This is a genomic window from Micromonospora sp. BL4, assembly GCF_003667505.1.
In the GTDB taxonomy this organism is placed as follows: domain Bacteria; phylum Actinomycetota; class Actinomycetes; order Mycobacteriales; family Micromonosporaceae; genus Micromonospora.
In genome coordinates this window covers 1-13,843 of record NZ_RCVJ01000212.1, presented here as the reverse complement: position 1 = coordinate 13,843, position 13,843 = coordinate 1, and the positions used below count along the sequence as shown (strand labels likewise).

Annotated in this window: 13 protein-coding genes; 7 read left to right on the top strand and 6 right to left on the bottom strand. The window is 73.1% G+C overall.

The genetic code is table 11. The features are described from left to right. Positions 1-1,419: adenylosuccinate lyase (gene purB, locus EAD89_RS27745; protein ID WP_121677760.1), on the bottom strand; the 1,419-nt coding region annotated here is incomplete at its 3' end. Positions 1,420-1,493: 74 nt separating this feature from the next. Beyond that, entirely contained in the window at positions 1,494-2,786 is a 1,293-nt protein-coding gene (locus EAD89_RS27740) for an acetyl-CoA C-acetyltransferase (protein ID WP_121677758.1), read from the bottom strand. A 55-nt stretch (positions 2,787-2,841) separates the two neighbouring features. On the opposite strand from EAD89_RS27740, the gene EAD89_RS27735 reads away from it, so the two are divergent. From EAD89_RS27735 to EAD89_RS27725, 3 genes are all read left to right on the top strand, one after another. Next, positions 2,842-4,233: a 3-oxoacyl-ACP reductase gene (locus tag EAD89_RS27735; RefSeq protein WP_121677757.1), complete on the top strand. Its 1,392-nt coding sequence runs from the start codon at positions 2,842-2,844 to the stop codon at positions 4,231-4,233. Continuing rightward, positions 4,233-5,111 (top strand): MaoC/PaaZ C-terminal domain-containing protein, encoded by an 879-nt coding sequence (locus EAD89_RS27730; protein ID WP_121677756.1) that lies wholly within the window; start codon positions 4,233-4,235, stop codon positions 5,109-5,111. Before EAD89_RS27735 ends, EAD89_RS27730 begins: the two co-directional genes overlap by 1 nt. Positions 5,112-5,181: 70 nt before the next feature. After that, positions 5,182-5,802 (top strand): DedA family protein, encoded by a 621-nt coding sequence (locus EAD89_RS27725; protein ID WP_121655723.1) that lies wholly within the window; start codon positions 5,182-5,184, stop codon positions 5,800-5,802. Between the two features lie 46 nt (positions 5,803-5,848). On the opposite strand, the gene EAD89_RS27720 is transcribed toward EAD89_RS27725, so the two are convergent. Both EAD89_RS27720 and EAD89_RS27715 read right to left on the bottom strand, forming a co-directional pair. After that, positions 5,849-6,490: a response regulator transcription factor gene (locus tag EAD89_RS27720; protein ID WP_121677755.1), complete on the bottom strand. Its 642-nt coding sequence runs from the start codon at positions 6,488-6,490 to the stop codon at positions 5,849-5,851. Beyond that, entirely contained in the window at positions 6,487-7,638 is a 1,152-nt protein-coding gene (locus EAD89_RS27715) for a sensor histidine kinase (protein ID WP_147458884.1), read from the bottom strand. Before EAD89_RS27715 ends, EAD89_RS27720 begins: the two co-directional genes overlap by 4 nt. 166 nt (positions 7,639-7,804) lie before the next feature. On the opposite strand from EAD89_RS27715, the gene EAD89_RS27710 reads away from it, so the two are divergent. Continuing rightward, positions 7,805-8,449, top strand: coding sequence for a DedA family protein (locus EAD89_RS27710; protein WP_121677759.1), 645 nt, complete (start codon positions 7,805-7,807; stop codon positions 8,447-8,449). Between the two features lie 9 nt (positions 8,450-8,458). On the opposite strand, the gene EAD89_RS27705 is transcribed toward EAD89_RS27710, so the two are convergent. Continuing rightward, on the bottom strand, positions 8,459-9,097 hold the full coding sequence (locus EAD89_RS27705) for a TetR/AcrR family transcriptional regulator (RefSeq protein ID WP_121677753.1): 639 nt from the start codon (positions 9,095-9,097) through the stop codon (positions 8,459-8,461). Positions 9,098-9,173: 76 nt separating this feature from the next. On the opposite strand from EAD89_RS27705, the gene EAD89_RS27700 reads away from it, so the two are divergent. From EAD89_RS27700 to EAD89_RS27690, 3 genes are all read left to right on the top strand, one after another. Beyond that, positions 9,174-9,626: an SCP2 sterol-binding domain-containing protein gene (locus EAD89_RS27700; protein WP_121655719.1), complete on the top strand. Its 453-nt coding sequence runs from the start codon at positions 9,174-9,176 to the stop codon at positions 9,624-9,626. 1 nt (position 9,627) lies between these two features. Further along, entirely contained in the window at positions 9,628-10,842 is a 1,215-nt protein-coding gene (locus EAD89_RS27695; RefSeq protein WP_121655718.1) for an acyl-CoA dehydrogenase family protein, read from the top strand. Between the two features lie 109 nt (positions 10,843-10,951). Continuing rightward, positions 10,952-12,514: an AMP-binding protein gene (locus EAD89_RS27690; RefSeq protein ID WP_121677752.1), complete on the top strand. Its 1,563-nt coding sequence runs from the start codon at positions 10,952-10,954 to the stop codon at positions 12,512-12,514. Between the two features lie 58 nt (positions 12,515-12,572). Here EAD89_RS27690 and purD read toward each other — a convergent pair whose 3' ends face one another. Continuing rightward, positions 12,573-13,823: a phosphoribosylamine--glycine ligase gene (gene purD / locus EAD89_RS27685; protein ID WP_121677751.1), complete on the bottom strand. Its 1,251-nt coding sequence runs from the start codon at positions 13,821-13,823 to the stop codon at positions 12,573-12,575. Between the last annotated feature and the right edge of the window lie 20 nt (positions 13,824-13,843).

Sequence of the window (13,843 nt, the reverse complement as noted above, 5' to 3'; positions counted from 1 at the left end):
GATGGGGGGTGGGGAGTAGGTGGCTGCGTGCGGGTGGGTTTCGACCACGGCGGTGATGCGGCGGGTGACCGCGGCGACCTGGGCCGGGGCGGCACCGACGAAGGCGGTGCGGTCGGCGACGAGGGTGTCGATGTCGGCGCGGGACAGGCCGAGCCGGCCGTCCGCCGCGAGCCGGTCGAACAGGTCGTTCTCCGGCGAGCCCTTCTCGCGCATGGCCAGCGCCACCGCGACCGCGTGCTCCTTGATCACCTCGTGTGCGACCTCCCGGCCGACGCCGCGCCGGACCGCCGCCACCAGGATCTTCGTAGTGGCCAGGAAGGGCAGGAACCGCTCCAGCTCCCGGTTGATCACCGCGGGGTACGCGCCGAACTCGTCGAGCACGGTGAGGAAGGTCTGGAACAGCCCGTCGGCGGCGAAGAAAGCGTCCGGCAGGGCGACCCGGCGGACCACCGAGCAGGACACGTCCCCCTCGTTCCACTGGTCACCGGCCAGCTCGCCGACCATCGACAGGTAACCCCGGATGATCACCGCGAAGCCGTTGACCCGCTCGGACGAACGGGTGTTCATCTTGTGCGGCATGGCGCTGGAGCCGACCTGACCCGGCTTGAAGCCCTCGGTGACCAGCTCCTGGCCGACCATCAGCCGGATAGTGGTGGCCAGCGACGACGGCGCGGCGGCGGTCTGCGCCAGCGCGGCCAGCACGTCGAAGTCCAGCGATCGTGGGTAGACCTGCCCGACGCTGTCCAGCACGCGGGAGAAGCCGAGGTGCTCGGCGACCCGGCGCTCCAGCTCGGCCACCTTGTCGGCGTCGCCGTCGAAGAGGTCGAGCTGGTCGGCGGCCGTGCCGACCGGCCCCTTGATCCCGCGCAGCGGGTAGCGGGCGATCAGCTCCTCCAGCCGCTCGTACGCGATGAGCAGCTCCTCCGCCGCCGACGCGAAGCGCTTGCCCAGCGTGGTGGCCTGCGCCGCCACGTTGTGTGAACGGCCGGTCATCACCAGCTCGGAGTGCTCGTGAGCGAGCCAGGCCAACCGGGCCAGGGTGGCCACCACACGGTCCCGGATCAGCTCCAGCGAGGCGCGCACCTGGAGCTGCTCGACGTTCTCGGTGAGGTCCCGGGAGGTCATCCCCTTGTGCACGTGCTCGAACCCGGCGAGCGCGCTGAACTCCTCGATCCGTGCCTTCACGTCGTGCCGCGTGACTCGCTCCCGCTCCGCGATGGAGGCGAGGTCCACCTGGTCGAGCACGCGCTCGTACGCCTCGACCACGCCGTCCGGCACGGGCACGCCGAGATCGCGCTGCGCGCGGAGCACGGCCAGCCAGAGCCGCCGCTCCATCCGGACCTTCTCCTCCGGTGACCAGAGGGCGACCAGTTCGGGCGAGGCGTACCGGTTGGCGAGCACGTTCGGGATCGTCGTCACGGCGCCCATTCTCCCGTATCCGGTGACCACCCTCGGACGGGGTCACCCGGGGACTGACCTGGGCCGGTCGTCAGTCAGCGCTCCAGGATCGCCGTCACGCCCTGACCCCCGGCGGCGCAGATCGAGATCAGTCCGCGTCCGCTGCCCTTCTCGGCCAGCAGCTTGGCCAGGGTCGCCACGATCCGTCCGCCGGTGGCGGCGAACGGGTGCCCGGCGGCCAGGGAGGAGCCGTGCACGTTGATCCGGTCGCGGTCGATGGCGCCGAGCGGGGCGTCCAGACCGAGCCGGTCCTTGCAGAACTCCGGTGACTCCCAGGCGGCGAGGGTGGCCAGCACCTGCGAGGCGAACGCCTCGTGGATCTCGTAGTAGTCGAAGTCCTGGAGCGTCAGCCCGGCCCGGGCCAGCATTCGGGGCACCGCGTACGCGGGCGCCATCAACAGCCCCTCGTCGCCGTGCACGAAGTCCACCGCGGCCGTCTCCGACCAGCTGAACCAGGCCAGCACCGGAAGATTGTGCGCGCTCGCCCACTCCTCGCTGGCCAGTAGCACCGTGGACGCGCCGTCGGTGAGTGGTGAGCTGTTCCCGGCGGTCATGGTGGCCTGCTCGGCGTCCGGGCCACGGGTGCCGAACACCGGCCTGAGTGAGCCGAGCTTCTCCAGGCTGGTGTCCGCGCGCAGGTTCTGGTCGCGGGTGAGGCCCAGGTACGGCGTCATGAGGTCGTCGAAGAAGCCGCGGTCGTACGCGGCGGCCAGTCGCTGGTGCGAGCGGAGCGCCACCTCGTCCTGGGAGCGCCGGTCGATCTGCCAGCGCAGCGCGGTGCGGGCGGCGTGGTCCCCCATGGACAGGCCGGTACGCGGCTCGGCGTTGCGCGGGATCTCCGGCTTGAACGGCTGGAGCGGGCGCAGCTTGGCGGCGACCTTGAGCCGCTCGCCGAGCGAGCGGGCGGAGTTGAGCTTGAGCAGCGTCCGGCGCATCTCCTCGTTGACCGCCAGCGGCGCGTCGGAGGTGGTGTCGACGCCACCGGCGATGCCCACGTCCAGCTGCCCGAGGGCGATCTTGTTGGCCACCAGGATCGCCGCCTCCAGGCCGGTGCCGCAGGCCTGCTGGATGTCGTACGCCGGTGTGTGCGGGTCGAGCCGGGAGCCGAGCACGACCTCGCGGGTCAGGTTGAAGTCCCGGGAGTGCTTGAGCACCGCCCCGGCCACCACCTCGCCGACCCGCTGCCCGGCCAGCCCGTACCGGGCGATCAGACCGTCCAGCGCCGCGCCGAGCAGGTCCGCGTTCGACGCGTCCGCGTAGCGGGAGTTGGAACGGGCGAAGGGGATGCGGTTGCCCCCGATGACCGCGACCCGCCGGATGCTCTGCACGATCCGCCTCCTCGACATGTGTTGCTCGAACCCTACTCGCCAGTAGGCTACGCCCATGACCGACAGGTACGCGAGCTTCGTCCAATCGGCCGCCGGCCGCACGCTGGTCAAGCGCCTGGGGCTGCCCGACCCGCCGCGACTGCGCCGACACCACCCCGGCGACCCGCTGCTGCCCGGGCCCGCGCTGCTCGGCGCGGCCACCGGCGGCCGGCTCGCCGAGCCGGTCGCCACGATCCTGACCACCGCCGGGGTCGAACTCGCCGACCCGACGGCGGCCGCCTCCACCGACACCCCGCAGCGGTACGGCGCACTGCTCTTCGACGCCACCGGGATCACCGACTCGACCGGCCTGCGCCAGCTCTACGACTTCTTCCACCCGCAGGCCCGGTCCGTGCTGCCCAGCGGTCGGGTGATCGTGCTGGGCACCCCGCCACAGGAGTGCCCGACGCCGCGGGAGGCCACCGCCCAGCGTGCCCTGGAGGGGTTGGTCCGCAGCATCGGCAAGGAGTTCGGCCGGGGCGTCACCGCACAACTCGTGTACGTGACCGGCAACGCCGTCACCGCCACGGGCGGTTCGAGCCATCCTGCCGGCACGTTCACGAGCCTCGAATCGACCCTCCGATTCCTTCTGTCCGGCCGGTCCGCGTACGTCTCGGGGCAGGTGATCCTTGTCGGTGCCGGGGACGCGACCGCCCCGACCGACTGGGACCGCCCACTGGACGGGCAGGTCGTGCTGGTCACCGGCGCCGCCCGGGGCATCGGCGCGGCGCTGGCCCGGGTGCTCGCCCGCGACGGCGCGCAGGTGGTGGCGCTCGACATCCCGGCCGCCGGGGACGCGTTGGCCGCCGTGGCGAACGACATCGGCGGCACCGCCGTGCAGCTCGACCTGACCGCGTCGGACGCGCCGACCCGGCTCGCCGACCACCTGGCCAGCCGACACGGTCGGGTCGACGCGGTGGTGCACAACGCCGGCATCACGCGCGACAAGACGCTCGGCCGGATGGACGCCGACCGGTGGGACCAGGTCATCGACGTCAACCTCTCCAGCCAGGAGCGGATCAACGACGTGCTGCTGGAGCGGGAGCTGATCCCGGCCGGCGGTCGGATCGTGTCGGTCTCCTCGATCGCCGGGATCGCCGGCAACCGGGGGCAGACCAACTACGCCACGAGCAAGGCCGGCGTGATCGGGCTGGTCGGCTCGCTCGCCCCGGCCCTGCGCGACCGCGGGATCAGCGTCAACGCGGTGGCACCCGGCTTCATCGAGACCCGGCTGACCGCGCGCATCCCGCTGGTGGTCCGCGAGGCGGGCCGGCGGATGAACAGCGTGGCCCAGGGCGGGCTGCCGGTCGACGTGGCCGAGACGATCGGCTGGCTCGCCTGGCCGGCCAGCGGCGCGGTCAGCGGCAACGTGGTCCGGGTCTGCGGCCAGAGCCTGCTGGGGGCGTGATGGGTGACGCGGAAGAGCCGCCGGTGCGGGCCACCGTCGAGCTGCCCCGGCTGCCGGCAACCGGCCCGCTGTACCGACGGGCGCTGCGGGGCGCGCTGCTCGGCGGTCGGCGCGACCGGACCGTGCCGGCGGTCGCGTTGACCGTCGCCGGCGTCCAGGTCGACCGGGCACACCTCGCCGACTACGACCGGGTCTGCGGCTTTCCGCTGGCCGAGCGGCTGCCGGTGACGTACCCGCACGTGCTGGGCTTCCCGCTGGCGCTGCGGCTGATGACCGCGCCGGAGTTCCCCTTCCCGGTGACCGGTCTCGTGCACGTGGCCAACCGGATCACGACGCACCGCCCGGTGCTCGCCGGTGAGCTGCTCGACTTCACCGCGTACGCCGAGCATCTGCGCCCGCACGAGCGGGGCCGGCAGCTCGACGTGGTGCTGGTCGCCTCGGCCGGCGGGACGGAGGTCTGGCGCGGCGTCGCCACGTACCTCAGCCGGGAGCGGGGTGACGGCGGCGGTACCCGGCGCGACCGGAGTGAGCGGCCCGCGACGCCGGCCGCCACCGCCCACTGGCGGGTCGGCACTCGCGTCGGCACCGACTACGCCCGCGTCTCCGGCGACCACAACCCGATCCACACCTCCCGGCTGGGTGCCCGGCTCTTCGGCTTTCCCCGGCCGATCGCGCACGGCATGTGGACCAAGGCCCGCTGCCTGGCCGCGCTGGACAACCGGCTGCCGGACGCCGGCACCGTCGAGGTGGCGTTCAAGCTGCCGGTGGCGCTGCCCGGCACGATCGGCTTCTCCGCCGCCCGCGCCGACGACGGCTGGGACTTCGCCCTGCACGACCCGCGCACCGGTCGACCGCACCTCGCCGGCACGGTGCGCTGACCCGGCGGGGCGGGCGGCGGATGTCGGCGAAGCGCCACCGCGTGTCGACCGGCCGCCGAGCATTGGGGGCATGGACGCCCTGCTCGACCTGCTCCGGGAGACGGTCACCTCACCGTGGGTGTACCTGGTGATCTTCGGGCTCACCGCGGTCGACGCGTTCTTCCCCGCGGTGCCGGGCGAGGCGGCGGTGATCACCGCGGGGGTGCTCGCCGCCGACGGAGCGCACCCCAACCTGGGCGCGGTGATCGCCAGCGCCGCGCTCGGCGCGCTGATCGGCGACCACATCTCGTACGCCATCGGGCGGGGCGGGGGCGCGAACCGGCTGGCCCAACTGCCCGTCGGCAGCCGTCGGCGGGCCAGCTCCGATTGGGCCCGGCGTGCGGTGGACCGGCGCGGCGGGCTGATCCTGACCACCTCCCGGTACGTGCCGGGAGGCCGGACCGCGGTCACACTCACCATGGGCGCGGTGCGCTACCCGCGCCGATCGTTCCTGCTCTACGACGGCATCGCGACGGTCACCTGGGCGCTGTACTGCGGGCTGCTCGGCTACTTCGGCGGGCTGGCCTTCGAACGCGACCCGGTGCGGGGAGTCCTCGTCGGCGTGGGGCTCTCGGTGATCGTCACGTTCGGCATCGAGGGCGTCCGTCGGCTGCGCAGCCGGGCACGCCGCCGTGCCGCCGCCCGCCACTGACCGGCCACCCCGCACCGTCTGCCGCGCGACGGGCCGCGCAGCCCGGTCACAGCAGGTCGGCGTCGTACACCAGGATCGCCAGTTGCACCCGGTTGCCCGCCTGAAGCTTCGCCAGCGCCCGGCTGACGTGCGCCTTCACGGTGGCCTCGCTCATCGTCAGCCGCCGCGCGATCTCCGCGTTGCCGTGCCCGCGCCCCACCTCCCGGACGATCTCCAGCTCGCGCGCGGTGAGCCGGGCGAGCCGCTGGCGGGCCGCGTCCCGACGGGCCGGTCCGCGCTCGGCGAACGAGCTGATCAGCCGCCGGGTCACCGTCGGTGCGAGCATCGCGTTCCCGGCGGCCACCGTGCGGACGGCCGCGGCCAGTTCCCGGGGCGGGGTGTCCTTGAGGAGGAAGCCCACCGCTCCGGCACGCAGCGCCCGGTGCACGTACTCGTCGAGGTCGAAGGTGGTCAACATGATCACCTTTGGGCCGGCGGCGACCACCTCGGGCGCGGCGGTGAGCCCGTCGATGCCCGGCATCCGGACGTCGAGCAGCACCACGTCGGGGTGCAACCGGTGAGCCTGCTCCAACGCGCCGGCGCCGTCCGCCGCCTCGCCCACCACCACGATGTCCGGTGCCGCCTCCAGGATGAGCCGCAGCCCGGCGCGGACCAGCTGCTCGTCGTCGACCACCACCACGCGAATCACGCCGCACCCGCCACCGGGAGCAGGGCACGGACCAAAAACCCGTCGTGCACGGGCACCGCCTCCAGTCGGCCGCCGAGCAGCTCCACCCTCTCGCGCAGGCCGAGCAGCCCGTGGCCGGCGCCGGGCAGGGCCAACCCACCCGCGGACGGACCGTTGCGGACCACCACCTCCAGCCCGCCGGGAAGGTAGCGCAGGCAGACCGTCGTCTCGGCGTCGGCGGCGTGCTTGCGCACGTTGGTCAGCGCCTCCCGCACCACCCGGTACGCGGTGCGTTCCACGGTCGCCGGCAGCGCCGTCGCCACACCCTCGTCCCGCCGGGACACCCGCAGTCCGGCGGCGCGAGACTCCCCGATCAGTTCGTCCAGGGCGTCGAGCGCCGGCTCCGGCACTGCGGGCGGGGCGGCCTGTCGCAGCACGCCCAGCACCTCGCGCAGGTCGGTGAGTGCCTGCCGACCCGTCTCGCGGATCAGCGCGGCGGACTCGACGGTCTCCGGGTCGGTGGCGGTCACCTCCAGCGCCCCGGCGTGCACCACGATCAGCGACACCCGGTGCGCCACCACGTCGTGCATCTCCCGGGCGATGCGGGTCCGCTCCTCGGCACGGATTCGGTCGGCGCGGGCCTCCTGCTCGCGTTCCAGCCGCTCGGCCCGATCCCGCAGGGCGGCGAGCGTGTCCCGACGGGCCCGCACCCAGAGGCCGACGACCAGGGGAAGCCCGACCAGGCAGGCGGTCAGCAGCAGCACGTTGCCGAAGGTGGCGGTGGTGAGTCGACGTACGCCGCCCACTGCCAGCCCGACCAGCACGCCACCGGTCAGCACCAGGGCGACCCCGACGAGATAATTGGTGAGCCGGCGGCCACGCAGCCGCAGACCCGCCTGGTACGAGGCGACCACTCCGGGTGCCGCGGCGGCGAGCAGCAACCAGCTGACCGCGGCCGTGAGGAACAGCGGCCAACGGCGGGCCCGAACCACGCCGGCCGCCCAACCCGAGGCCAGCGCCACGAGCAGTGTGACGGCCCCCGGCATCGGCGAGCGGACGCCGATCGCCCCGGTCGCGCTGGCCCAGACGGCGGCGGTGACCACTGCGGCGAGCAGCAGCGGGGCGTACCGGTCGACGACCCACCGCAGGACGACCGCTCGGGACACCACGCAGCGAGCGTAGGTCTTCGTCGCCGGATCGTGCCGTCCGCGCCGGACAGACCCGGGTGCGGTGGGGGAAGACCCCTACCAGCGGTCCGGGCCGGACCTACTTAAGTCGTGTCGCCCGGCTGACCACTGGCCGATGGCGACGGCCGTCGTTCGCACCAGCATCGGGATCATGGATCTGCTCGACCTGCTGCACCACACCATGTCCTCGCCGTGGGTGTACCTGGCGATCTTCGCGATCGCGGTGCTCGACGGCTTCTTCCCGGTGGTGCCGAGCGAGACCGCGGTGATCACCGCCGGGGTGTTCGCGGCCTCCGGGGCGCCTTACCTGCCCGCGGTGATCCTGGTGGCCGCCGGCGGGGCTCTCGTCGGCGACCACGTCTCGTACGCCATCGGGCGGAGCGGTGGCACCCGGCTGCTCGACCGGCTCCCGCCGCACGGCCGGCGCCGGGCCGCCGTCGAACGGGCCCGCCGGGGAGTCGCCGACCGGGGCGGCCTGATCCTCACCGTGGCCCGTTACGTGCCGGGGGGCCGGACCGCGGTCACCCTCACCATGGGAGCCGTTCAATATCCCCGTCGACGCTTCCTGGCCTTCGACGCGCTCGCCGCCGGCTCGTGGGGGCTCTACTCGGCGCTGGTCGGCTACCTCGGCGGTCTGGCCTTCGAACAGGACCCGCTGCGCGGCCTGTTGCTCGGCCTGGGCCTGGCGCTGACGGTGACCGTGGTCGTCGAGGTGGTCCGTTGGCTCCGCAACCGCCGCCGATCCGGGCGACCGACTCCGGCCGAGCCGGCGAGCCCGACACCGGCGCGGTGATGCGGGGCGTCAGTCGGTGGCCGGGCGCCAGGTGACGCCCTGCAGGAGTTGGCCGGCGCCGAGCCAGGCCACGTTCATCATCCGCGTGGCGGTCTTCTCCGGGTCGGCCTCCGGGTGGTCCGCGAGCCAGTCGGCCAGCGACTCGGTCGCGCCGACCAGGGCGTACGCGACCACCTCCAGGTCGGTGCCGGCCACCTCGCGACCCTCCGCGCGCAACGCGTGGTCCAGCATCCCGGCGACGACCTCGACCAGCCGGGCCCGCATGGTGGCCAGCTCGCCGGCGAACGGCTGCTCGCCTCGGGCCTGCCGGTAGAGCACAGCCCAGCCGTCGCGGTACGCCCCGACGAAGCCGAAGAACGCCCGCAACCCTCGCCAGAGCCGCTCGTCGGCCGGCAGGTCGGGGGCGGCCGCGCCGGCGATGGCCTGCATCATCCGGGTGCCCTCCCGGTGCAGGCAGGCGACGAACACCTCCTCCTTCGTGCCGAGGTATGCGTAGACCATCGGCTTGGAGATGCCGGCGTCCTCCGCGATCTCGTCCATGCTGGCGGCGTGGAAGCCGCGCCGGGAGAAGACCTTGACGGCCGCGTCGAGCATCTGCTGCTCACGGACGGCCCGCGGCAGGCGCTTGAAGGCGGGAGCGGTGGACACCTTGCGAGCATACCTACTCGTGCGTAGGGTTACGCCGGAGTAACCAAGTCGGACGGCCCGAGAGGTGTTTTCCCCCATGACTGACTTCGACCCGGCCACCTTCGCGAACGTCGGCCCCAAGGAGTTCGCCCAGCTGGTCAAGTCCACCCCGGACGACAAGATCGCCCAGGTGATGTCCGGTGATCTGCGCGGCAAGATCCTCGGCGAGGTGTTCGGCCGGATGCCGTCGCTGTTCCGTGCGGACCGGGCCGGCTCCACCAACGCGGTCATCCACTGGGTCATCACCGGTCGCCCGGACGGCGGCAACGACACCTACGAGGTGGTCATCGCCGACGGCAAGTGCGACGTGAACGAGACCCCGCAGCACGACCCGAAGCTGAGCCTCACCATGGGCCCGGTGGAGTTCTTGAAGATCGTCTCCGGTGGCGCCAACCCGGTGATGATGTTCATGACCGGCAAGCTGAAGGCGAAGGGCGACCTCGGCCTCGCCGCCAACATCGCCAACCTGTTCGACATCCCCAAGGCCTGAGATGACCGAGTTCTCGCTCGACCTGAACGAGGAACAGCGGGATCTGCGCGACTGGGTGCACGGCTTCGCCGCCGAGGTCGTGCGCCCGGCCGCCGCCGAGTGGGACGAGCGCGAGGACACCCCGTGGCCGGTGATCCAGGAAGCCGCCAAGGTCGGCCTCTACGGCTTCGAGTTCCTCGCCACCTGCTGGGCCGACCCGACCGGGCTCTCCCTGCCGATCGCCAGCGAGGAACTCTTCTGGGGTGACGCCGGCATCGGTCTGAGCATCTTCGGCACCTCGCTCGCCGTCGCCGCCATCTACGGCGCGGGCACCCCCGACCAGATGGTCGAGTGGGTGCCGCAGTGCTTCGGCGACGTCGACTCGCCGGCCGTGGCCGCGTTCTGCACCAGCGAGCCGGAGGCCGGCTCCGACGTCGGCGCGATGCGCACCCGGGCGGTCTACGACGAGGCCACCGACGAGTGGGTGCTGACCGGGCAGAAGGCGTACGCCACCAACGGCGGGATCGCCGGAGTGCACGTGGTCACCGCCTCGGTCGACCCCACGCTCGGCTCCCGGGGTCAGGCGGCGTTCGTCGTACCGCCGGGTACCCCCGGCCTGGCCGCCACCCGCAAGCTTCGCAAACTGGGCCTGCGCGCGTCGCACACCGCCGACGTCTTCCTCGACGGGGTACGCGTGCCCGGGCGCTGCCTGCTCGGCGGCCGGGACGCCCTCCTGGAACGCCTGGACCGCGCCCGCTCCGGGCAGCGCGTCACCGGGCAGGCCGCGATGCGCACCTTCGAGCTGTCCCGACCCACCGTCGGCGCGCAGGCGCTCGGCGTGGCCCGGGCCGCCTACGAGTACGCCCTGGAGTACGCCAAGGACCGGGTCCAGTTCGGACGACCGATCATCGAGAACCAGGCGGTCGCGTTCGCGCTGGCCGACATGCGGATGGAGATCGACGCGGCGCGCCTGCTGGTCTGGCGGGCGTCCTGGATGGGCCGCAACAACCGCCCGTTCACCGCCGGCGAGGGGTCGATGTCCAAGCTCAAGGCCGGCGAGGTGGCGGTGTCGGTGACCGAGAAGGCGGTGCAGTTGCTCGGCGGAGCCGGCTTCCTGCGGGATCACCCGGTGGAGCGCTGGTACCGCGACGCGAAGATCTACACCATCTTCGAGGGCACCTCTGAGATCCAGCGGTTGGTGATCTCCCGAGCGATCTCCGGCATGCAGATTCGCTGATCACACCGGTTGGGCAGCAGGGCGGATCCGGTGCATGATCGACAAGAGAGCCCGCGGAAGGGTCCCTACGGGGGCCCTTCCGCGCACCCCCTGAAGGAGGCCCGAGAGCATGGACCTGCCGTTCGTCGTCGCCACGCTGACCCGGCGCGGCCTGCTCACCCCCGGCCGGCCCATCCGCGTCGCCTCCCAGCTCAACGCCCTGCGCACCTGGGGCTGGAGCCTCGCCGGTGAGCTGCGCCAAGCCGCCGCCCGGGACCCCGGCCGGCCGGCGGTGCTCGACGAGCACGGCACCGAGCTGACCTACCAGGAACTGCTCGACCGGTCCGAGCGGCTGGCCCGGGCACTACGCGCCGCGCTCGGCGTACAGTCTGGCGACCGGATCGGCGTGCTCTGCCGCAACCACCACGGCCTGATCGAGACGATCGTGGCCGCCACCCTGCTCGGCAACGACGCGGTCCTGGTCAACACCGGCCTGTCCGCCGCGCAACTGGCCACCGTCGCCGAGGAGCAACGACTGCGGGTACTGGTGCACGACGACGAGTTCGCCGAGCTGGTCCTCGGGCTCCCGGCCGAGCTGCACCGGGTCGACGAGCGCGCCCATGCCGAGCTGATCGCCGGAGCGCTGCCGGGCGAGCTGCGCCCACCGGAGCGCGACGGCCGGATCATCGTGCTGACCTCCGGCACCACCGGCTCCCCCAAGGGCGCCCGCCGACCCACCCCGAACGGCTTCGGCCCACTGGTGTCCATCATCGACCGGATCCCGCTGCACACCCGGGACACGGTGATGATCGCCGCACCGATCTTCCACACCTGGGGCTTCGCGGCCCTGCAGGTGTCCTTCGCGCTGCGCGCCACCATCGTGCTGCACCGCCGCTTCGACCCGACCGCCACGCTGGCTGCGCTCGCCGCGCACGGGTGTGACGCGCTCTTCGCCGTACCGGTGATGCTCCAGCGGCTGCTGGAGGTGCCGCCGCCGGACCCGCGTCCCGCGCTGAAGGTGGTCGCGGTCAGCGGCTCGGCGCTGCCCGGCGGGCTCGCCCCCGCGTTCATGGACGCCTACGGCGACGTGCTCTACAACCTGTACGGCTCGACCGAGGTGTCCTGGGCCTCCATCGCCGGGCCGGCCGACCTGCGGGAGGCACCCACCACCGCCGGCCGGCCGCCGCACGGCACCCGGCTGGAGATCCTCGACGACAGCGGCGAGCCGGTGCCCGGCGGCCGGGTCGGCCGGATCTTCGTCGGCAACGAGATGTTGTTCGAGGGCTACACCTCGGGGGCGACCCGGGAGACCCACGACGGCCTGCTCGACACCGGTGACCTGGGACGGCTCAACGCCGAAGGGCTGCTCTTCGTCGACGGCCGCGCCGACGACATGATCGTCTCCGGTGGCGAGAACGTCTTCCCGTCCGAGGTGGAGGACCTGCTCGCCCGGCTCCCGCAGGTGCGCGAAGCGGCCGTGATCGGCGTGCCCGACCCCGAGTACGGCCAGCGGCTGGCCGCGTTCCTCGCCCTGCACCCCGACGAGACGCTCGACCCCGACGCGGTCCGCGAATACGTCCGGCACTACCTGGCCCGCTTCTCGGTGCCCCGCGACGTCGTGTTCGTCAAGTACCTGCCGCGCAACGCCACCGGCAAGGTGCTCACCCGCGAACTGCGCCGCTACTACGCCTGACCGACCACTCTCAGCTCACCGCTCAAACGGCGGCGAGGCGGGTGGAGGTTGCCCGGGTTCAGCCAGGAATCGTGATCCGGCCGTCGACCGCGGCGGCGGCGATGTCGGTGCGGTGCTGCGAGCCCGCCAGCTCGACCCCGTTCACCAGCGCGTACGCGGCAGCCCGTGCGGCGGCCAGATCGGCGCCCGTGGCCGTACCGCAGAGCACCCGGCCACCGGCGGAGAGCAACGCGCCGTCACCGGCCCGGCGGGCGGTGCCGGCGTGGATGATGCCCGGCCGGTCCGCGCCGGTGATCACGTCGCCGGTCCGGGGCGCGGCCGGATAGCCCTGCGCGGCCAGCACCACGGTGACCGCGGCGCCGGGCCGCCAACGCAGCGGCGGATGCCCGGCCAGCGTGCCGGTGGCCGCCGCCTGCAGCAGCCCGCCCAGCGGCGTCTCCAGCAACGCGAGCACCACCTGGGTCTCCGGATCACCGAAGCGGGCGTTGAACTCGATCACCCGGGGGCCGGCGGCGGTCATCGCGAGCCCGACGTAGAGCAGGCCACCGAACGGGGTGCCACGGCGGCGCAACTCGGCCAGGGTGGGGTGGACCACGTCGCGCATGACCTCGTCGACCAGGCCGGCCGGGGCCCAGGGCAGCGGCGCGTACGCGCCCATGCCGCCGGTGTTCGGGCCGGTGTCGCCGTCCCCGATCCGCTTGAAGTCCTGCGCGGGCAGCAGCGGCAGCGCCGCCTCGCCGTCGGTCACCACGAAGAGGCTGACCTCCGGGCCGTTGAGGAACTCCTCGACCACGACCCGGCCACACTCGCGGGCGTGCGCCAGCGCGACGGACCGGTCGTCGGTGACCACCACGCCCTTACCGGCGGCGAGCCCGTCGTCCTTCACCACGTACGGCGCCCCGAACTCGTCGAGCGCCCGCGCGGTGCTCTCCTCGTCCGTGCAGACGTACGCCCGGGCGGTGGGCACGCCGGCAGCGGTCATCACATCCTTGGCGAACGCCTTGGAGCCCTCAAGTCGGGCGGCCTCGGCCGAGGGGCCGAACACGGCGATGCCCTTGGCGCGTACCGCGTCGGCGACACCGGCGACCAGCGGCGCCTCCGGCCCGATCACCACCAGGTCGGCTGCGGTCTCCACGGCCAGCGCGGCCACCGCGGCCGGATCGGTCGGAGTCACCGCCCGCAACTCGGCCACGCCGGCGATCCCGGGATTACCCGGAGCCGCCATCAGTTGCGTAACGGCCGGATCGCCTGACAACCCGAGCGCGAGCGCATGCTCCCGCCCCCCACCACCCACTAGAAGAACCCGCACGACCCAGGATCCTACTGCCC

What these genes read in the sequence shown, in the direction of transcription:
- EAD89_RS27700 (WP_121655719.1), top strand. Translation starts at nt 9,174, where the DNA reads ATGACTGACTTCGACCCGGCCACCTTCGCGAACGTCGGCCCCAAGGAG.
- EAD89_RS27725 (WP_121655723.1), top strand. Translation starts at nt 5,182, where the DNA reads ATGGACGCCCTGCTCGACCTGCTCCGGGAGACGGTCACCTCACCGTGG.
- EAD89_RS27735 (WP_121677757.1), top strand. Translation starts at nt 2,842, where the DNA reads ATGACCGACAGGTACGCGAGCTTCGTCCAATCGGCCGCCGGCCGCACG.
- EAD89_RS27730 (WP_121677756.1), top strand. Translation starts at nt 4,233, where the DNA reads ATGGGTGACGCGGAAGAGCCGCCGGTGCGGGCCACCGTCGAGCTGCCC.
- EAD89_RS27695 (WP_121655718.1), top strand. Translation starts at nt 9,628, where the DNA reads ATGACCGAGTTCTCGCTCGACCTGAACGAGGAACAGCGGGATCTGCGC.
- EAD89_RS27690 (WP_121677752.1), top strand. Translation starts at nt 10,952, where the DNA reads ATGGACCTGCCGTTCGTCGTCGCCACGCTGACCCGGCGCGGCCTGCTC.